This is a genomic window from Bradyrhizobium sp. BR14999, assembly GCF_056106085.1.
Genome location: NZ_CM148536.1, coordinates 4,869,263 through 4,888,155 on the forward strand (window position 1 = coordinate 4,869,263; position 18,893 = coordinate 4,888,155).

Genomic DNA, 18,893 nt, shown 5'->3' on the forward strand with positions numbered 1-18,893 from the left:
CATTCGGGTGAGTGCGCAGGCGTCTGTTGCTTGCCGCACCGCGCTAGAACGCCACGCGCGCCGCACCTTTGAGCGCGAGCATGTCCCTCGCTTCGTCGGCGCTTGCGACCTCAAGTCCGAGGCCCTCGATGATCTTGCGGGCGAGGGTGACCTGCTCGGCATTGGATCGCGCCAGGCGGCCTCTGCCGGACCAAAGCGAATCCTCAAGCCCTACGCGGACGTGACCGCCCATGGCGGCGGCCATTGCCGCAATTCGCATTTGTGCGGATCCGGCACCCAGCACCGACCAACGATACTGAGCGCCAAACAGCCGGTCGGCTGTCCGCTTCATCTGCATCACATCTTCGGGGTGGGTGCCGATGCCGCCGAGGATGCCGAACACCGACTGCACGAACAGCGGCGGACGCACCAGCCCGCAGTCAAGAAAATGCGCGAGATTGTAGAGATGCCCGATGTCGTAGCACTCGAACTCGAACCTTGTGTCGCTGCCGTAGCAAGTCTCGAGGATGTATTCGATATCTTTGAACGAATTGCGGAACACGAGATCGCGCGTTGCTTCCAGATGCTGGCGTTCCCATTCGAATTTGAAGTCGTTGTAGCGGTCAAGCAGCTGGAAGAGTCCGAAATTGATGGAGCCCATGTTGAGCGAGGCGACTTCCGGCTTAAAGCGGGCCGCAGGTTGGACCCGCTCCTCGACCTTCATGTAGGGGCTGCCGCCCGTGGTGAGGTTAATCACCGCACCGCAGCGCTGCTTGAGGCGGGGCAGGAACCTGGCAAAGCCTTCCGAGGTCTGATCGGGCTTTCCGGTTTCGGGATCGCGCGCATGCAGGTGCAGGATGGCGGCTCCCGCCTCGATGGCGGCGACGGCCTCATCGATGATCTGATCCGGCGTGATCGGCAAATGCGGCGACATGGAAGGGGTGTGGATCGCCCCTGTGATGGCGCAGGTGATGATGACTTTTGATGTCATGGCGCGGTGTTCGTTCTGGTTGGCACGATCGGCACGAGCAGGTGTGAAGGGCAGGCGGGCCCGGCGTGCAAAGTCACCCTGCCGCCGAAGATGGAGGCCGGCCGATCGCGGGGATCGTCGTGCAGGAACGGTCCGCAGCCACGCATCTCGTTGCGGATATTGGAAAGGCGGGCCGATGGGCCGGAATACTCGTAGTCCTTGCCGCGCACGGTGAGCGCCAGCCGGTAACCCGCCGGCACGACGATCGAGGTCGGCCAGATCTCGATGTCGAGCTCGTAGATGCGGCCGGGTTGAAGAGGCTCGATCTCGTCATGCGGATGATACGGCCGATAGATCGTCGATTGCCGTGGATCGAGCTTGCGATGCGATGCGCGCAGCCAGCCTTGCGCGATCGGCGTGTGCGGATCGAGCGCGCCCTGGAATACCACCTCTTTCATGTCGGGCGAGAACAGCCGGAGAACCAGGAACAGGTCGGCGTCGGTGGTCTCAGAAGAGACGAACAGCTTTGCCGCAAGCGGTCCGGTGATCTCCAGCTCGCGATCCTGCGCCGGGAGCAGGAATGTAGCGCCATCGCCCAGCCCGTCGTAGCTGTGGCTTGCCTGCAGCTCGGGTTGATAGGGGAGCAGGACCAGGTTGCTGCAATTGAGGAACAGCTTGCGCCACTCGGTGCGCGCGATCGGCCATTGCTGTTCGCTACGCGGCTCGAAGCGATCGACGTGGCGTACCCAGAGCTGGACCGGCGGCTCCTTGTCCCATCCGTTGGCTTCGCCCTTGAGGAAATGGTCGAAGAAGCGCTTTTGAACGTCCACGCCGCAGTTCGAGTAGAACTCGGTCCAGTGCTCGCGGCCGTGGACTTCCAGCCATTTGTGTTTGGACGCAGCGCGGAGGAATCCCTCGATATTGCCTCGCAGGTGCAACCCGTTGCCGCCCCAATTGGCTGCGGACAGCAAGGGCACATCGATCTGGTCCCACTGCGCGGACCGCTCCTTGTAAAACGGATCCCAGAGCGGACGGGAATAGACGTCTTCACCGAGATCGCTACAGCTTGCCGCGAGTTCAGCGGCGTCCAGCGTCTCCGGACCGCAGACCAGATCGCCCGTGACGACGCTGCGTGGGCCGCGGCGACCGAGGCCATGCTGGACCGACGTGACCTGCTGGCGGTACCAGTTGGCGAGGAACGTGCAATAGATGCCGCCGTGATGGCTGACGTCGCGATAGAAATCGGCCGCGCCTTCCCAGACGCAGATCGCCGCAAGGTGAGGCGGGCGCAGCGACGCCACCTGCCATTGGTTCATGCCGTAATAGGAAATGCCGTTGAGGCCGACCTTGCCGTTTGACCAGGGCTGCGCCGCGGCCCACTCGATGCAGGCGTAGAAGTCGCGGCTCTCGCGTCCTGACCAGGGCTCGATGTGACCGGGCGACCGCCCGGCACCACGTCCGTCGACCCTCACGCAGGCGTAGCCATCCGGCACCCAACGTTCGGGATCGACGACTTCCCAGTTTTGATAGAGGCCGCTCGATTCATGCGTGACCTCCGGGAAGTGCTCGACCATCTGCTGCCACGCCGAGGGATAGCCCTGCTGAAACGACAAACCCTTGGCGTAGGGCCCGTAGCTCATGACGACCGGGCAGGCGGCGCTGCCCGGCGGGCGAAACACATCTGCCCGCAGCACGACCCCGTCATCCATCGCGATCGGCACGTCCCATTCGACGATCATGCCGTCCCGCCGCTCGACCCGGTGAGGATCGGCTGCAACGGGCTGCTCCATCAGCGACATCTCTTCACTCCCTCGCATTCGATTGTCCTTTCCGGTCTATTGCGGCAGCGCGTCGTCCCTGGTCTCGCGGCCGATGGTGACCGCGAGCAGGCTGAGCAGCGCAAAGCAGGTCATCACGCCGGCCGCCTTGCTGAAATTTCCGCCGAACGGCGCGACCAGCAGGCCCGCGACAAGCGGTCCGAAGCTCGTAATGATGCGTCCGGTCCCGTTGCAGAACGACAATGCAGTGGCGCGAACGTGCGTCGGGAAGAGCTCCGGTACGTAGATGGCGTGGCCGGAGAACACGCCCCAGACGAAGTAGCCGAACAGCGGCAGCAGGCAGGGATAGAGGGCGTGGTGGTCGACACCGAAGTAGAGGTAGAGGCCGACGGCCAGCGTTCCGAGGTTGTAGAAGGCGATGGTGGCGCGGCGGCCGATCCGGTCGGCAATAAAGCCGAATGTCGCGTAACCGAGGATGCCCCCGATGCTCCAGAGCTGCATATTGTGGCTGACGATCGCGATCGCCTCGGCGCCGTTGATCGCTTCCTTGTCCAGCATCAGGCTCTGGATCGTGGGCAGCCAGATCAGGCTCGTCCAGATCGACAGTAGCGTGCCGAGGCAAAACATCAGTCCGATGATGGTGTTGAAGATCAGCTTGCGTCCAAAGAGCTGCATCGGAACGAACCGAAGAAATTCGCGATCGGCATCCGACAAGCTGCCTCCGGCGAGCCTGGCGCGCGATCGCCGCGCCTGCACCGCGGCAAACGACTCTGGTTCGGCCACGCCGCGGCGGAGCAGGAACAGCAGCAGTGCCGGTGCGATGCCCGCTGCGAACACGTAGCGCCAGCCCAGCGGCGCGAGCAGGCCGTACACGGATGCCCCGAGCAGGCTGCCGAACGCGCCGCCGGTCATCATAATCCCGGTAATCTTGGCGCGGTACGGCCCGCTGAGCGCCTCCGCGAGCAGCGGGATTCCGACGATAATCTCGGCGCCTGCGCCGACGCCGGCGAGAAAGCGGAAGAGGCCGAGCTGTAGCGGCGTCTGGGCGAGCCCCTGCAGGCCGGTGAACACGCTGAAGATCAGGATGCTGACGGCCAATGTCCGCAGCCGGCCGGCATAGTCAGCCACGATCCCGAACACGAAGCCGCCAATGGCCCATCCCAACAGGCCGACCATGCTGAGCAGACCGCCGATGCGGCCAAGCTCGGCAAGGTTCGCCTGGCTGCCGAGCAGCTCAGAGAGTGCCGGGCGCAGCACAAAGGAGAACAGCCCGAAATCGGTGGAATCGAGAATCCAGCCCAGCCACACCACCGCAAAGACGCGCCATTGATACGGGGTGATGTCGCGGACCCAGTCCAGCGGGCGCGCATCTACCGTGGTCGTCTCAGCTGCCGAAGGCTGCTTCATTGCCGGTCTCCCTGTCGGACGAATTTCTTGACGTCGTCTCGAGCGAGGGGATAGCGGTCCGCACCTTGTCGCAGGAAATACTATCTCGGCATGACGGTCATAACGCGATGCTGATCACGGCGGTCAGGGCAGCAGCTTCGCCATTGTCCAGCTGCCGGAGGCGATCTGGGTGGCGATGGTCTCGCGCAGGGTCGCCTTGAGCTGCTCTCCGGCCGCCGACAAGGGCTGTTCGCGCGACTGGACGAGCGCCCACGACACATCGAGGTGCCGGATCGGCGCGAGGCTGACGCGCCCCTCGCGGAGGAAGCGGTAGGCCGAGCAAAATGGCAGAGTGGCGAAGCCGAGCCCGGCTTCGACCGCGAGCACGATCAGGGTCGGAGAGTTTCCCTCGAACGCAACATGAAGCGGGATCTTCCGCTCGGCCATTGCTGTTTCAAGGATCAGCCGAAGGCTGTTTGGTCGTCCCGGGACGATCAGCGACTTCGTCGCCACCTCCTCGAGCGCAACCGGTGCAGCCGGATCGAGACCGGCGGATCTGGGGCCAATCAGGCACAGCGGCTCACGCAAGAACTCGGTGCTCTCGAGTGTTGCCAGCGGCTCGACGTTGGTCACGACCGCCAGGTCAGCCTTTCCGAGGTGAACCATCGACCAGGCATTCAGGACGCCACTGATGCCCTCGATGACGCGCAGCAGCACGCCCGGGTGACGCTCCCGATATCGGGCGACCGCCGGTAATGTCACGAGTTCGAGCATGGATGGCGGCATCGCCACCGTCACCTCGCCGCTCGGCTCGTTGAACTCGTCGCGCACCTCCTGCCGCACCCGATCAACGTGCTGCAGGAGGCCAACGGCGCGATCGCGCAACAGCATCCCGGCGCTGGTCAAGGCAACTCCGCGATCGGAGCGCTGGAACAGCGCAACTCCGACTTCTTCCTCAAGCTGGCGCACATGACGGGACAGCGCAGGCTGTGCGATGTGCAGCAATGTCGCCGCACGCGTCACACTTCCAAGCTCGGCAATCTGAAGAAAAAAGCGAAGCTGCTTGATGTTCATGATCAAGAAGGCGTGTCACTATCCTGTCATCGGCCAATCGCGGACGGACGCCGAGAGTTGCTCATACAATCTGTTCCTGGCCCTGCCGTTGACGCAAGTACCTCCGACAGCTTCGGCGTTTCGCTTGAGAATGTCTACTTCTTATGACCGGAAACGCGCCAACATTGGCCCGTGGTCTCGCCGTTCAAGAGGCGAAAGGGATCGGCTTGGGCTCATCGGCGCGCCATCCCGAATCAGGCGTTGACGTCGCTCGCAATCGGGCTGTTGATCGGCCCCCTTGGAAAAGGCGTCGTCACTGTGACGGCGGCCCTTAGTTTGAGCGCGTGCTTGCGCTGCCCGCGCCGAGGCAATCAATATCGAGCGCTCTGCCAAACTGAAGCAGGCGGCTTCCCGATCGGAGCGGCTGGTCAGCTACGGGTCAGGCTACGGCTTGGCGGAGAGGGCCCCTTGTGGCGCCAAACCAAACCATCAATGGCCGCCCGCCTGACCATTGACGGTATCACGTGGTAATCGACGAAAGGACAAGTAGAGGCCGTCCGACCGGGTGTATGTCTACTGCGTCGATTGATTCCGATACTTGCTGAAGGTGCCAATCCTCAGAACCTCGTAAATTTTCCTGTGAACTCAAGACCGAAAGATTAGGGCGGGTATACCGTCGGGATTTGACCGTCAGCTTTGAGAATTTGTGCTTGGAAATCAACGCGGAAACGTCTTCCAAAATGATTGAGTGGGAATAGCGCGGACGGCTGGCATCGCGCGGTTTAGCGTAGTTTGCTCGAGTTGCTCTCGCTTTTTTCGCGTCGAGAAGCCGACCGAATAGTGAGCTTGCTTTATCCCAGTGGAGGTCCGAGATCCATTGGTCTTCACTGATGGAGTATCGCAGCGTGTTCGATCGTACGGAAGGTGTGGGCGCTTAAAGCTTGGCCGGGAGCACCGGTCGCTTTTGGCACAAGGCAGAGTTGATTGCCTTGTATCGGTCCTATGACGGTACCACATTTCCCGGTGCGGACCTTGACCGCCATAAACCGGTTGGCCGCGTAGGCGAGATGGACGGGTGCTCCGGCGATACCCTCTTCCTGGTTGCACTAGCGACGTTGTCTCTTCAGACCGAGAGGGCGGCTCGCGGGCCTCTGCTCTTTGTTGCCGATGACGCACAATGGCTGGATCAGCCGACCCATGACGTGCTGGCCTTCATCTCGCGCAGATTAAGTTCGGACCGCGTTGTTCTCTCGGTGGCCATGCGCGATGAGTTTCAACTCTTCGCCGCGGTCATGTTGCCGCCATCACGTCGGTCTTGCCATCGGACAGGATGGCGTCCGGAAGGGCGTGTTTCACGTGATGGAATTTGCCGGCTGACGAGGCTTGTCGGCGGACTAAAATGGATGACGAATAACGGTGTGCCGGCGTGTGAGCAAAAAGGGCTGCACCGGGAGAAACACTTTGCATGGGTGGATAGATGACGAAAGCTTTCAGCGGTATCCGAATTGTCGATTCGACCCACGTTCTAGCTGGTCCGTTTGCGAGCTATCAGCTCGGCGTCCTCGGTGCAGAAGTCATCAAGATCGAATCTCCGCACGGTCCCGACCAGGCCCGCCTGCAGGGCAGCGACAGGGGCATGAACGACCGGGCAATGGGAACCTCGTTCATGGCTCAAGCATCCAACAAGAAGGCGATCGCGCTCGACCTGAAAACGGAGGGCGGCCGGAAAGCGCTGCTGCGCCTGCTCGAAACTGCGGATGTCTTCGTGCAGAACTTTCGACCCGGGGCCTTCGACCGCCTGGGACTGTCCTGTAACGACGTGCGAGCGCTTAATCCGCGCCTGATCTACTGCTCGATCTCGGCCTTTGGCGCGACCGGGCCGAGACGCGAGGAAACCGGCTACGACAATGTGATCCAGGCTTCCTCCGGAATGATGGCGATGACCGGCTATGGCGACGGCCGGCCATTGAAGAGCGGGGCCCAGCTCGTCGACTATGGTACCGGCTTCGCCGCGGCCTTTGCGATCTCCGCCGCGCTTTTCCAGCGTGAGAAGACAGGCGTGGGGCAGCATATCGATGTATCCATGTTCGATGTGGCCCTCATGCTGTGCTCCTCGCACATTGCGGGCCTGACCTGGAACGGCTCGCATCCCAAGGCGAAAGCGAACCGGTTTCCGTTTGCCACCATCGGCTGTTACCGCGCCTCCGACACCGACATGATGATTGCGGCATCGAATCTTGCGCAGCAGCGGCGGCTGTGGACGGCATTGGGCCGGGAAGACCTGATCAAGACCAACAACAACCAGCGCCTTGATGCCCACGCCGAAGAAGAGGCTGCGCTCAGCGCGATCATCGCCACGCGGTCCGCAGCGGAGTGGGAGGCGTTGTTGCGGAAACATCGCGTTCCGGCCTCTCGCGTTCGCACGCTCGCTGAGGCGATCGCCGATCCCCAGGCCGTCGCGCGAGGGGTCGTTCAGAATGCCGGGCTGCGCGGCTCGGGGCAGCAAGAGCTTGGTGTCGCCGTGGCCGGCTTCAAGATGTCGGCAAGTCCGGCTGGACTGACGTCGCCGCCGCAGCCGGTCGGATCTCACACAGTCGAGGTCCTTGAATCTTTGGGCTATGGTGAGGCAGACATCGCCGCGCTAAGGACGCAGGGTGCGATCGGGTAGAAGGAGATTTGTGCTTTGCCCAATCCGTTGATCGCGCTTGCGGAGGCTGCGGCAGCCTGGCGTGAGGCGGAGCTTGCCCCGGACATCGAATGGGCGGCTCGGCGGGCGGTGCTTGACTGGTTTGCAACGACGCTCCCGGGGTGCCGGGAGAAACCTGCGACACTGGTCATCGACGCTCTGGCCGAGGAGAAAACCTCGGGACGCGCGGTCTGCTATGTCGATGGATCGCTCAGGTCTCCGCGTCAATCCGCGATGATCAACGCGGTTGCCAGTCACATCGTCGAGTTCGACGACATCTTCCGGGACGGCGGCTATCATCCGGGCAGCTCGACCATTGCGGCCGCTTTCGCCATCGCTCAGCACCATGGCCTGTCCGCCGGTGCGTTTCACAGAGCCGTCATTGCCGGCTATGAAGCCGGATGCCGCGTGTCTCTTGCTATCCAGCCCAGCCATTATGCGTTCTGGCACACGACCTCGACGGTCGGCACCATCGGCTCGGCCGCTGCGGGCGCCGTTCTGCTGGGCTGTGATGCCAAGGCCATCGCCCATGCCATGGCGCTGGCGAGCAGCTTCGCGGGCGGACATCAACAGAATTTGCAGGACGAGGGAATGGCAAAGGCGATGCATCCCGGCCACGCCGCCGACGCGGGCCTCCTGGCTGCGGTCTGTGCGAGGCAGGGCATCACCGGATCGATGGCCAGTTTCCATGGGCCCAAGGGCTTTGCCGCAGCGAGCAGCGACTCCGCGGGCGATTGGACCAAGGCGCTGCACGGTCTCGGTGACTGGACGCCGATTGCGCGCATGACAGTGAAAGCCCACGGCTGCTGCGGCCACATCTTCCCCGCGATCGATGGGCTGAAGGCGATGCAGCGTACGTCAGGCTTTGCGGTTGATGAAGTCGCTGCGATCCACGTCGAAGGCTACGGGGCGACCTACCAGATGTGCAATCGGCCCGATGCGATCACGGCGCAGGACGCGCGCTTCAGTCTGCAATATTGCCTTGCGGCTCAACTGGTGCTGGAAGCGGTGCGGCTCGAAGCGTTTCGGCCTGCTGCGCTCTCCGATGCTCGCATCCGGAGCCTGATGCCGCTGATCACCGTCAGCGAGGCCGCCGACCTCGCCGCCGCCTATCCAGGCCGGCGCATGGCCCGGCTCGCGGTCACGTTGCGCGACGGCCGCCGGATCGACCATTTTCAGAGGACGAGGAAGGGAGATCCAGACGATCCCCTTAACGATGACGAGCTCGTTGACAAATTCATGGAGCTTGCCGGCTCCGTCCTCGAACCTGCCAGCGTCGAACGATTGATGCAGACGCTATTGCACGGCAATGACCTGCCCGGATCGGTCCGGTTCAAGCCGTGACCGCTGGCCTGTGGCCAGCGTTCGGAGGCTTACTCCATTCTGATATCTGCTGCCTTGATCACCTCACCCCACTTTTTCGTTTCCGACGCGAGAAAGGTTCCGAAAGCGGAGGACGTCATGGCAACGGGTGATATTCCCAACGCGTCGAGTCTGGAGATGGCGTCGGTCTCGCCGAGTGCAGCGTTCAGTTCCTGGCTCAGGCACGCGACGATTGTTTCAGGCGTACCTTTCGGTGCCACGAGGCCGTAGAAGTTGGTCGCTTCGTATCCGCCGATATGCTCGCCGATCGCTGGAATGTCGGGCAATGTCGCCAGGCGGCTGGCGGACGTCACGCCAAGCGCACGCAGGGTCCCCGATTTGATGCTTGCCGTCGATGAGACCGAAGACGGGAATCCCGCCTGGATGTGCCCGCCGATGAGGTCCTTCAGCACGGGGCCGCCGCCCTGATACTGCACGAATAGACAATCTGTCTTCGACAACTGCGAGAACAGCGCGGCGGCCAGATGCTGCGGGCTACCATTGCCCGGCAGTCCCATGCTTGTTGCGCCTGGGTTCTCGCGAGCCAGCTCGATGAATTCGGGGAGGGTCTTTGCGGGAACGTCCGGGTGCACAACCAGGATGTTGGGCACGAGACCAATGCTTCCGATCGGGGTCGAATCCGCGAGGAAATTGAATCGGAGCTTCGGATAGAGCGTTGCATTGGCGGCATTGGCGGTGCTCGCGAGCAGCAACGTGTAGCCGTCGGCCGGCGATCTCAACGCGGCCTCCGTGCCGATATTCGCGCCGCCGCCGGCTCGGTTCTCCGTGATGAAGGGCGCCTTGAGCTGCTCGGCCAGCCGCTGTCCGATCAACCGGGCGATGATGTCAGTCGCCCCGCCCGGAGCATAGGGCGAGATGAGCTTGACCGGCTTCGACGGATAATCCGGCGTCGCGGCGAGGCCCGGCCTGCTGCCGGCCGCGGCAGTGGCGATGAAGGATAGCGCGGCAAGCATCTCGCGCCGGCTGAACTGCGTCATGGCATATTCCTTTCTGAAGGGGCGGAGCTTGCGCTTACTCTTCTTGGAAGGCTTCCTCGCGCGTGACCGAGAATGAAGGCAGCAGCACGAGCGCGAGCAGGACGAGCGCGAGCGCCAGCATGCCCGCACTGATCGGACGGGTCAGCAGCACCAGCGGATCCCCCTTGGACAGCAGGAGCGCACGGCGCAGAAACTCCTCCATCATCGGTCCGAGGATGAATCCCAGCAGAAGCGGGGCCGGTTCGCAGTCCAGCTTCTTGAAGACGTAGCCGATCACCCCGAACAGTGCCATTAGGTACACGTCGAAATGCGCATTGTTGAGGCTGAAGACGCCGATCGCGCAGAACACGATGATCATCGGGAAGAGATATCGATAGGGGATCGTGATCATCTTCACCCACATCCCGATCAGGGGCAGGTTCAAGACCAGCAGCATCAGATTGCCGATCCACATCGATACGATCAGGCCCCAGAACAGCGCGGGTTGCTCGGTCATCACGGATGGGCCGGGCTGAATGCCCTGGATGATCATCGCCCCGATCATGAGCGCCATCACCGGGTTCGCTGGGATACCAAGCGTCAGCATCGGGATGAACGACATTTGCGCGCCGGCGTTGTTTGCCGATTCGGGCGCCGCGACGCCCTCGATCGCGCCCTTGCCGAACTCGCTCCTGTTCTTCGAGACCTTCTTCTCGAGCGCGTAGGCTCCGAAGGAGGCGAGCGCGGCGCCGCCGCCGGGCAGGATGCCGAGGATCGAGCCGAGCGCGGTCCCGCGCAGGGTAGGCGCGACCATCCGCCGGAAATCCTCCTTGGTCGGCCACAATCCCTTCACTTCGTTGATCGAGACGTCGCGGCTGGCTTCCTGCTGCAGGTTGGCGACGATCTCGCCGATGCCGAACATGCCCATCGCAACGATGACGAACCCGATGCCGTCGGACAGTTCTGGCAGGTCGAATGTGTAGCGCTGCAGGCCCGAGTTCACGTCCGTTCCAATCAGGCCGAGCAGCAATCCGAGCACGATCATGCCAAGCGCATGCAGGATCGAGCCGTGCGCGAGGACGATGGAGGCGATCAGGCCGAGCACCATCAGCGAGAAATATTCGGCGGGGCCGAATTTCAGGGCGACCTCGGCAAGCGGCGGAGCGAACAGCGCGATCAGCAGCGTGCAGACGGTGCCGGCGAAGAACGAGGCGAGCGCTGCGGTGGCGAGCGCGCGACCTGCCTTGCCCTGTCGTGCCATCTGGTGACCGTCGAGTGCCGTGACCACCGACGACGTTTCGCCTGGCAGGTTGACAAGAATGGCCGTCGTCGAGCCGCCATATTGGGCGCCGTAGAAGATGCCGGCGAGCATGATCAGCGCGGTGACCGGCGGCATGGCGAAGGTGGCCGGCAGCAGCATCGCGATGGTGGCGGCCGGTCCAAGTCCCGGGAGGACGCCGATGGCGGTTCCCAGAAAGCAGCCGATCAGGGCGTACAGCAGATTGACGGGCGACATCGAGGTCTGAAGCCCGAGCAGAAGGTTGGCGAAGATGTCCATGGGAAGGCTCTCCGGACTCAGCGTTGTGGAGCGATGGCGGCGGCGTGCTCGAACCACGATCCGAGGATCGGCATCGGCACTCCGAGACCCTTTACGAAAACGAGGATGCAGAAGACGGTCAGGCCAACGAGCACCAGAAGGCTCTTGAGGTCGTAGACGGATTGTTGCGAGGCCAGCGCCGAGATGATGACAAGCGCGGGCAGGGCGAAGACGAGCCCCGCGGTGTCGATCAGGAAACCGAAGGCCACGACCGCAGCGGTGATCAGCGCGAGTTGCTTCCATGCGATGCTGCCGACGGGAGAGCCGTTGGCAACGAACGAGCGAACGATGGAAATTGCGCCAAAGGCGCCCAGGATCCAGCTTAGGGTCAGCGGAAAGTAACCAGGCCCCATCCGGGAGGCGGCGCCCATCTTGAGGTCGCGTCCAAGCCAGAGGAAAGCAGCAGCCAGCAGAACGTAGAGAAGGCCTGCCCAAAAGTCCTTTTCAGCCCTTATCCTGATCAAGGCGGTATCCTCCCATGTTCTCTTGGTTGTGCCGATCGCTCTCCCGCCGGTCAGGGCGGGTACAGCTCCGATTGTCGCCGCGACCAAAGCGCGCCGATTGCACTATTTCGACGAACCTATATCGACAAATCCGACGGATTAGGCTGTGCTAATTCCACTAGGTGAAACGGCGGCCCCATGACTAACCGGCACGACGGGGATGGGATGAACCGCTCGCTCGAGCGCGGCATCGCTATCCTGCGGGCGTTCAAGCCCGGCCTCAGCGAGCTCGGCAATGCGGAGATTGCGGAGCGGACCGGTCTGCCCAAGGCGACCGTGAGCCGTCTGACGCGGACCCTGGTGTCCGCGGGCATGCTGGAGAGGGATGCCGCCCAACGCGTCTACCGCCTGGCTCCAGCGGTCTTGAGCTTCGCCCATGCAATGCGCTTGAGTTCGCCGATTCTGTCCACAATCGCGCCGCTGATGCGGGCCGAAGCGACACGACGACACGTGAACGTCGGACTGGCGGCGGCCGACGGCGACATGATGGTTTATCTGGAATCATTTCGTTACAGCCCCCGCGCGAGTTTCCGGACTGTCGTCTCGGGTCAGCGCGTGCCGGTGGAACTGACGTCGCTTGGCCGGGCCTATCTCTGGGCGATACCGCGCGAAGATCGGGACCGTGAACTGGCAGCGATCGCAAAGCGCCGCCCAAAGGGATCTCGCCAGTTCCGCCACGATATCGAACGATCTTTCGCCGAACTCGATCAGCTCGGCTATTGCGCAGTCAGATGGCAGCCCGGCGTTGTGGCGGTGGCGACGTCGCTCCGGTTCGAGGAGCAGGATCCATACTCGCTGAATATGAGCCTTGCGAGCGACGAGCCCTTGGCTGACGCCCGGCGGCGGCTGGGACCCTGGCTGCTGGACCTGAAACGCAGATGTCTTGAAAAGCTCGAGTTGAACGCTGCGCGAGACACCTATTGAGCGGTGGATCGCGGCCGCCGCCGGGACGGCGACGGCACGCGTTCGATTCCAGCAGGTGGAATTGGCCGAGCATCAAGCAGCAGTGGAAGTTCTATAGTCCTCCTCAAATCAACAGGCCGTGCGCGCACGGATTGGGAGGATGCCATGTGGAAAGAACGTCGGAAGGTCATCAGCTTCTTCCGAATAGCACTTGTGGCGGCCGCGCTACCGGTTTCGCTCGCGGTACCGGCTCACGCTGAATATCCAGAAAAGCCGATGCGCCTGATCGTGCCTTTTGCGCCCGGCGGCGGCACCGACACGATCGCAAGAAGCCTCGGCTCCCTGCTGGCCAAATCACTGGGGCAGCCCGTCATCATCGAGAACAAGCCGGGCGGCAGCACCATGATCGGCTCGGAAGCCGTGGCGAACAGCCCTCCGGATGGCTACACGCTGCTGGTCGCGACCTTGGCTCATGCCGTCAATCCCAGCATGCAGCCGAAGATGCCCTACAACACCGAGAAGGCGTTTTCCGCGGTCACCCTGATCGGCAGCTCGCACAACGTTCTGGTCGTGAGGCCAGACAGTCCGTTCAAGACGGTCGGCGATATCATCGAGGCGGCGAAGAAGTCGCCCGGCAAATACACGTTCGCGTCCCAGGGTAGCGGCACGTCGGCGCATCTCGCCGGCGAGCTGTTGAAGAACCTGGCGCAGATCGATTTGCTTCACATTCCCTATCGCGGCGCCGGTCCCGCTCTGACGGACCTGATCGGTGGCCAGGTCGACATGATGTTTGCCACCAACGCCGCCGCAGCGGGCTTCATCGCGAGCAAGCGATTGCGGCCAATCGCCGTGACGGCGCCTTCCGGACAGTCGAAGCTCCCCGGGGTGCCGACGGTCGAGGAGACCGTGCCCGGCTATGTGGTGGACAGTTGGTACGCCTTGTACGCGCCTGCGAGGACGCCCCAGCCGATCATCGACAAGATCGGAGCGGCCGTCAAACTCGCCGCGCAGGATCCAGATTTCATCAAGCGGGCGGAAGGCGAAGGCGTCACGCTTCATTCGAGCTCGCCGGCCGAGCTGGACGCGTTCGTACGTGCCGATACGCAGCGCTGGCACAAGATCGTAACCGAGAACAAGATTACCGCGGATTAGGAACATGGCTGAGACACTTCTGAAATCTGTCACCGAGGGCGTGGCAACCATCACGCTCAATCGGCCCGACAAGCGAAACGCGATGAGCGACGAGATGCGAACCGCGTTCATCGAGGCTATCGAGGAGATGACCGCCGACAAATCCGTGCGTGCGCTGGTCCTCACCGGCGCCGGCAGGGGATTTTGCGCCGGTGGCGACATCGCAGGCATGAAGCGTCGCATGGAGGCGCCGGCAGGCGAGGTGGCCTTCAACGGATGGGCCCGCCAGCAGCGCGTGCACCACTCCATATCGCTGCTTCACACGATGCCAAAGCCGACGATCGCGGCCGTGAATGGCGCCGCCGCCGGTCTCGGTGCCGATATCGCCCTGGCGTGCGATTTCATCATGGCGAGCCCGGTTGCCAGCTTCACCTGGTCGTACGTCCTGCGAGGGCTGATCCCCGATGGCGGCGGGATGTACTTTCTGCCGCGGCGTGTTGGTTTGGCGCGGGCGAAGGAACTCATCTTCACTGGTCGGAGAGTCGATGCCGACGAAGCGCTGACGCTCGGCATCGTCGACAGGGTCAGCAGTCCTGAAACACTGCTCCCCGACGCCCAGCAATGGGCACGTTCGCTCTCGGCAGGATCTGCCACTGCGATCGCCCTGGGCAAGTCGATCCTCAATCAGTCCTTCGAGAGCAAGGCCGGGTCGGTCTTTGCCTCCGGAAGCCAGGCGCAGGGCATTTGCTACACGAGCACCGAGCATCGTGAATCGGTCCTGGCGTTCCTCGCCAAGGCCGCCAACTGAGGGAGTGGATATGTCGCTGGGCGTGCTGTTCAACCCCCGGAGCGTCGCCATTGTCGGCGCTTCGGCCGATCCCTCGAAGACGTCAGGACTGCCCGTCAAGTTTTTGCGACAGCAGAACTTTGCCGGTGAGATCTATCCGGTGAACCCGCGCGTCGCTGTGATCGACGGGTTGCGCTCCTATGCGACGGTCGAGGAGCTGCCGGCGGCGCCGGATGTAGCGATGATCGTTCTCGGTGCTGACCGAACCGTGGACGCTGTGCGCGCACTGGCTCGGAAAGGGACCAGGCACGCCATCGTTCTCGCCAGCGGATTCGGCGAAAGCGGGGAGGAAGGTAAGAGCCGTCAACGTCTGCTGCGCGAAGTTGCCGGCTCGATGCGCATCCTGGGGCCGAATACGATCGGGCTGGTCAACGTCTCGGATGGCGTTCCGCTCTCCGCGAGTGGCGCGTTGGCAGCAGGATCGTTCATCAAGGGGCCGGTCGGTGTGGTCTCCCAAAGCGGAGGTATTCTCGGTGCGTTGCTCTCGCGCGCCTCGGCGCAGGGGATCGGTCTGTCGAAACTGGTGGCGACCAGCAACGAGGCCGACCTCGAGATGTCGGAGTTCATCGACTATCTGTCGGACGATCCTCACACGTCGGTGATCGCGCTCTACATCGAGTCGGTCCGCGATTCCGATCGCTTCCGCCGCGCAGCGCTGAAGGCGAGAGCCGCAGGAAAGTCCATCGTCGCCCTGAAGATCGGACGTTCCGCCGCCGGCGCACGCGCCGCGGCGTCACACACCGGCGCCATGGCGGGAAGCGACCGCGTCTACGACGCGTATTTCCGAGATCTCGGCATCATTCGCGCCCAGAGCTTCGGCGACCTCGTCGACATCCCGGCCGCGCTTGCGACGCAGCCGCCGCTGACCGGGCGGCGAATTGCCATCCTGACGTCGACCGGCGGAGCCGGCACGCTGGTCGCCGACAGTCTGGGCCTTTGCGGTTTCGATTCTCCCGCTCCCGAAAAGTCGACCATCGATCACCTGCTGCAGGCCATGCCGGGTGGAAACGCCGCTCTCGACACCAATCCCGTCGACGTGACCCTGGCTGGACTTCAGCCGGACATTCTGAAGGGCTGCATCAAGGCTCTGCTCGACAGCCCGTCCTATGACGGACTGACGGTAGTCGTCGGCTCGTCGAGCGTCGGAAATCCGGAACTGGTCAGCAACGCGATCCGCGAGGCTGGATCGGCAACTGCTGCAAAGCCGGTGCTGGCCTACGTCAGTCCCCACGCGCCGGAAGCGGCCGCCCGACTGACCCGGCAAGGCGTACCGGCCTTCAACACACCGGAAGCGGTTGCCTCGGCGTTCTCGGCGCTATGGACGGCGGGAGAGCCTCTCGTCCGGATGCAGCCGGCAAACCGATCACCCGTGGATGTCCCGGCAGATTGGCAAGGTTCGCTCGATGAGCACAGGGCCAAATCGCTGTTCAGCCGGTTCGGCCTGCCTGTCGTCCGCGAGCACGTCGTTGCCAGCGCCGACGAGGCCCGGCAGGCCGCGAGCACACTCGGCGGCAAGGTTGTGCTCAAGATGCTGTCGTCCGCCGTCACGCACAAGAGCGACGTCGGCGGCGTTGCGGTGGGGCTCGATGCGGACACGATTGGAGAACAGCTCAAGAAGATGCGCGCGACGGTCAAGCTCCGCGCCGGCATCGATCCAGACGGCTTCCTCGTGCAGGAAATGGTGCCGCCCGGAGGGCTCGAGCTCATTCTTGGCTACAGTCGCGATCCGCTCGGGGCGGTGCTGCTGATCGGCATCGGCGGCGTGACGGCCGAACTGATGAAGGACTCCGTTCTTCGACTGCTGCCGCCCGGCTGTGCGATGACTAGGGACGATGCGGTCTCTGCCTTGCGAGAGTTGCGATCCTGGCCGCTGCTGGACGGCTATCGCGGCCGTCCGAAGCTTGACGTCGAGGCTCTGGCGACGGCCATCGTCGATTTCTCCGTCATGGTGGCCCAGTTGGGCGACCGGCTGATCGAGGCCGAGATCAATCCGATCTTCGTTCTGCCGAAGGGATCCGGGGTCAAGGCCGCTGACGCAGTGGCCATCCTTGGGGCGGGTTCGTGACATGAGCGTCAGGCTTCCCGCGCTATCCTGCAATTCCCACTGCCACGTGTTCGGGCCTGCGGAGCTGTTTCCGTTCGACCCGCAGAGCCCGCCGCCGCTCGCGGAGGCGCCGAAGCAGGCTCTGTTCGCGCTGAATGACGCATGTGGCCTGGAGCGTTGCGTGGTCGTGCAGTCGAAGGTTCACGGCTACGACAATCGGGCAGCCGAGGACGCGATTGCGGCTCGGCCGCGAACCTATCGCGGCGTCGCGCTGGTAGCCACCGACGTCTCCGACGACGAATTGAAGCGACTGGACCGGGCCGGGTTTCGCGGCGCCCGCTTCAACTACATGCACCATCTCGGTACTGGAGAGGATGTCGAGGCCGTGCTCACGCTCGCACGTCGCCTTGCTCCGCTCGGATGGCACGTCCAGGTCCACGGCGATCCCGCGACGGTGCTCGGCGAAATCGTGCCCCGACTTCTCGGCGGTCCCGCTCCCGTGGTGATCGACCATATCGGCCGCATCGACGCGGCGCTCGGATTGGAGCAACCGCACTTCACTGCGCTGCGCCGGTTGATGGAGCACCCGGCATGCTGGGTGAAGGTCTCGGGGATCGACCGCATCACGCGCAAGGGACCGCCCTATGACGATGCCGTGCCATTCGCGAGGTTGCTTGCATCCGAATTCACCGATCGTGTCGTCTGGGGCAACGACTGGCCGCATCCGAACCATCAGGGACCGCTTCCCAGCGATGAAGAGCTGGTGGATCGCATCGCCAACGTTGCGCCGGACTCCATGGTGCGCAGATCACTCATGGTGACGAATCCGGCGCGACTTTACCATTTTGGAGAGACGGAATGAGCCAGCGCTTCAAGGAGAAGGTCGCGATTGTCACCGGTGCCGGATGTGTAGGTCCCGGTTGGGGCAACGGACGAGCGATCGCGGTACGCCTCGCCGAGGAGGGGGCCATGGTCTTCGCCTGCGACCGCGACCTGTCCCGTGTCGAGGAAACGGTCGAGCGGGCGGGCGCCGTCGGCGCCGCGATCGTTCCACATGCCTGCGACGTGACATCCAGTGCCGACCTCGCGGCAACTGTCGAGGCGTGCCTTGCGCGCTTCGGCAAGATCGACGTTCTCGTGAACAATGTCGGCGGTTCGGCGGCCGGCGGTCCCGTCGAGCTTGCGGAGGACGCCTGGAATACGCAGGTGGATATCAACCTGAAGAGTGTTTTCCTGGCCTGCAAGCACGTCCTGCCGCATATGGTTGCAAGAAAGGCGGGGGCCGTCGTCAATCTTGCGTCGACGTCGGGTCTGCGATGGACCGGATCGGCCCAGGTCGCCTACGCAGCCACCAAGGCCGGCGTGATCCAGATGTCGCGCGTCATTGCCGTGCAGCACGCACCCGACGGCATCCGGGTCAATACCGTGGTGCCCGGACAGCTCCATACGCCCATGGTCGAGGCGCGCCTGGCCGGTCAGCGAACCGGGGGCAACGTCGATGCACTGTTGGCCTCGCGCGTCCGCCGCATTCCACTTGGCTTCATGGGTGATGGCCGCGACACGGCTGCTGCCGTCGCCTATCTCGCATCGGACGAAGCGCGCTTCGTGACGGGGACCGAGATCGTGGTCGATGGTGGAATGATCGCGCGCTGCGACTGAGACGAATTTTCAGGAGAA

The 18,893-nt window shown here is 63.4% G+C and carries 16 protein-coding genes; 9 read left to right on the forward strand and 7 right to left on the reverse strand.

Annotated features, from left to right (window positions below):
• Positions 1-43: 43 nt before the first annotated feature.
• From kce to ACR9YP_RS22620, 4 genes are all read right to left on the reverse strand, one after another.
• Positions 44-970, reverse strand: a complete 927-nt coding sequence (kce, locus tag ACR9YP_RS22605) for a 3,5-dioxohexanoate:acetyl-CoA acetone transferase (protein WP_438107875.1) — start codon at positions 968-970, stop codon at positions 44-46.
• Positions 967-2,766, reverse strand: a complete 1,800-nt coding sequence (locus ACR9YP_RS22610) for a CocE/NonD family hydrolase (protein ID WP_474217107.1) — start codon at positions 2,764-2,766, stop codon at positions 967-969. The genes kce and ACR9YP_RS22610 overlap by 4 nt, the downstream gene beginning before the upstream one ends.
• Positions 2,767-2,784: 18 nt before the next feature.
• Positions 2,785-4,134, reverse strand: a complete 1,350-nt coding sequence (locus tag ACR9YP_RS22615) for an MFS transporter (RefSeq protein WP_474217108.1) — start codon at positions 4,132-4,134, stop codon at positions 2,785-2,787.
• Positions 4,135-4,257: 123 nt separating this feature from the next.
• On the reverse strand, positions 4,258-5,187 hold the full coding sequence (locus tag ACR9YP_RS22620; RefSeq protein WP_438110715.1) for a LysR family transcriptional regulator: 930 nt from the start codon (positions 5,185-5,187) through the stop codon (positions 4,258-4,260).
• Positions 5,188-6,107: 920 nt separating this feature from the next.
• On the opposite strand from ACR9YP_RS22620, the gene ACR9YP_RS22625 reads away from it, so the two are divergent.
• From ACR9YP_RS22625 to ACR9YP_RS22635, 3 genes are read left to right on the forward strand one after another with little or no spacing between them, the layout of a single operon-like run.
• Entirely contained in the window at positions 6,108-6,647 is a 540-nt protein-coding gene (locus tag ACR9YP_RS22625; RefSeq protein WP_474217109.1) for a hypothetical protein, read from the forward strand.
• Entirely contained in the window at positions 6,644-7,834 is a 1,191-nt protein-coding gene (locus ACR9YP_RS22630; protein ID WP_474217110.1) for a CaiB/BaiF CoA transferase family protein, read from the forward strand. The genes ACR9YP_RS22625 and ACR9YP_RS22630 overlap by 4 nt, the downstream gene beginning before the upstream one ends.
• A 15-nt stretch (positions 7,835-7,849) precedes the next feature.
• On the forward strand, positions 7,850-9,196 hold the full coding sequence (locus ACR9YP_RS22635) for an MmgE/PrpD family protein (RefSeq protein WP_438107881.1): 1,347 nt from the start codon (positions 7,850-7,852) through the stop codon (positions 9,194-9,196).
• A 29-nt stretch (positions 9,197-9,225) separates the two neighbouring features.
• On the opposite strand, the gene ACR9YP_RS22640 is transcribed toward ACR9YP_RS22635, so the two are convergent.
• The 3 genes from ACR9YP_RS22640 to ACR9YP_RS22650 are packed head-to-tail and all read right to left on the reverse strand — an operon-like array spanning position 9,226 to position 12,339.
• Complete coding sequence (locus tag ACR9YP_RS22640) at positions 9,226-10,188, reverse strand: Bug family tripartite tricarboxylate transporter substrate binding protein (RefSeq protein ID WP_474217111.1); 963 nt, start codon at positions 10,186-10,188, stop codon at positions 9,226-9,228.
• Between the two features lie 58 nt (positions 10,189-10,246).
• On the reverse strand, positions 10,247-11,749 hold the full coding sequence (locus ACR9YP_RS22645; protein WP_438107883.1) for a tripartite tricarboxylate transporter permease: 1,503 nt from the start codon (positions 11,747-11,749) through the stop codon (positions 10,247-10,249).
• Between the two features lie 17 nt (positions 11,750-11,766).
• The gene (locus tag ACR9YP_RS22650; RefSeq protein WP_438107884.1) at positions 11,767-12,339 is read right to left on the reverse strand and encodes a tripartite tricarboxylate transporter TctB family protein; all 573 of its coding nucleotides are present in this window, start codon (positions 12,337-12,339) and stop codon (positions 11,767-11,769) included.
• Between the two features lie 117 nt (positions 12,340-12,456).
• Here ACR9YP_RS22650 and ACR9YP_RS22655 point away from each other — a divergent pair, with 117 nt between their 5' ends.
• The 6 genes from ACR9YP_RS22655 to ACR9YP_RS22680 all read left to right on the forward strand — a co-directional run bounded on the left by ACR9YP_RS22655 (position 12,457) and on the right by ACR9YP_RS22680 (position 18,875).
• Positions 12,457-13,215 carry an IclR family transcriptional regulator gene (locus ACR9YP_RS22655; protein WP_438110719.1) on the forward strand — a complete coding sequence of 253 codons (759 nt, stop codon included), beginning with the start codon at positions 12,457-12,459 and terminating at the stop codon, positions 13,213-13,215.
• Between the two features lie 144 nt (positions 13,216-13,359).
• Complete coding sequence (locus ACR9YP_RS22660) at positions 13,360-14,346, forward strand: tripartite tricarboxylate transporter substrate binding protein (RefSeq protein ID WP_474217112.1); 987 nt, start codon at positions 13,360-13,362, stop codon at positions 14,344-14,346.
• A gap of 4 nt (positions 14,347-14,350) precedes the next feature.
• The gene (locus ACR9YP_RS22665) at positions 14,351-15,133 is read left to right on the forward strand and encodes an enoyl-CoA hydratase/isomerase family protein (protein WP_474217113.1); all 783 of its coding nucleotides are present in this window, start codon (positions 14,351-14,353) and stop codon (positions 15,131-15,133) included.
• 10 nt (positions 15,134-15,143) lie between these two features.
• Positions 15,144-17,237: an acetate--CoA ligase family protein gene (locus tag ACR9YP_RS22670; RefSeq protein WP_474217115.1), complete on the forward strand. Its 2,094-nt coding sequence runs from the start codon at positions 15,144-15,146 to the stop codon at positions 17,235-17,237.
• 1 nt (position 17,238) lies between these two features.
• Complete coding sequence (locus tag ACR9YP_RS22675) at positions 17,239-18,078, forward strand: amidohydrolase family protein (protein WP_438107888.1); 840 nt, start codon at positions 17,239-17,241, stop codon at positions 18,076-18,078.
• Complete coding sequence (locus ACR9YP_RS22680) at positions 18,075-18,875, forward strand: SDR family NAD(P)-dependent oxidoreductase (RefSeq protein ID WP_474217116.1); 801 nt, start codon at positions 18,075-18,077, stop codon at positions 18,873-18,875. The genes ACR9YP_RS22675 and ACR9YP_RS22680 overlap by 4 nt, the downstream gene beginning before the upstream one ends.
• Positions 18,876-18,893: the final 18 nt, after the last annotated feature.

What these genes read in the sequence shown, in the direction of transcription:
- kce (WP_438107875.1), bottom strand. Translation starts at nt 970, where the DNA reads ATGACATCAAAAGTCATCATCACCTGCGCCATCACAGGGGCGATCCAC.
- ACR9YP_RS22610 (WP_474217107.1), bottom strand. Translation starts at nt 2,766, where the DNA reads ATGCGAGGGAGTGAAGAGATGTCGCTGATGGAGCAGCCCGTTGCAGCC.
- ACR9YP_RS22615 (WP_474217108.1), bottom strand. Translation starts at nt 4,134, where the DNA reads ATGAAGCAGCCTTCGGCAGCTGAGACGACCACGGTAGATGCGCGCCCG.
- ACR9YP_RS22620 (WP_438110715.1), bottom strand. Translation starts at nt 5,187, where the DNA reads ATGAACATCAAGCAGCTTCGCTTTTTTCTTCAGATTGCCGAGCTTGGA.
- ACR9YP_RS22630 (WP_474217110.1), top strand. Translation starts at nt 6,644, where the DNA reads ATGACGAAAGCTTTCAGCGGTATCCGAATTGTCGATTCGACCCACGTT.
- ACR9YP_RS22640 (WP_474217111.1), bottom strand. Translation starts at nt 10,188, where the DNA reads ATGCTTGCCGCGCTATCCTTCATCGCCACTGCCGCGGCCGGCAGCAGG.
- ACR9YP_RS22645 (WP_438107883.1), bottom strand. Translation starts at nt 11,749, where the DNA reads ATGGACATCTTCGCCAACCTTCTGCTCGGGCTTCAGACCTCGATGTCG.
- ACR9YP_RS22655 (WP_438110719.1), top strand. Translation starts at nt 12,457, where the DNA reads ATGAACCGCTCGCTCGAGCGCGGCATCGCTATCCTGCGGGCGTTCAAG.
- ACR9YP_RS22660 (WP_474217112.1), top strand. Translation starts at nt 13,360, where the DNA reads ATGTGGAAAGAACGTCGGAAGGTCATCAGCTTCTTCCGAATAGCACTT.
- ACR9YP_RS22665 (WP_474217113.1), top strand. Translation starts at nt 14,351, where the DNA reads ATGGCTGAGACACTTCTGAAATCTGTCACCGAGGGCGTGGCAACCATC.
- ACR9YP_RS22670 (WP_474217115.1), top strand. Translation starts at nt 15,144, where the DNA reads ATGTCGCTGGGCGTGCTGTTCAACCCCCGGAGCGTCGCCATTGTCGGC.
- ACR9YP_RS22675 (WP_438107888.1), top strand. Translation starts at nt 17,239, where the DNA reads ATGAGCGTCAGGCTTCCCGCGCTATCCTGCAATTCCCACTGCCACGTG.
- ACR9YP_RS22680 (WP_474217116.1), top strand. Translation starts at nt 18,075, where the DNA reads ATGAGCCAGCGCTTCAAGGAGAAGGTCGCGATTGTCACCGGTGCCGGA.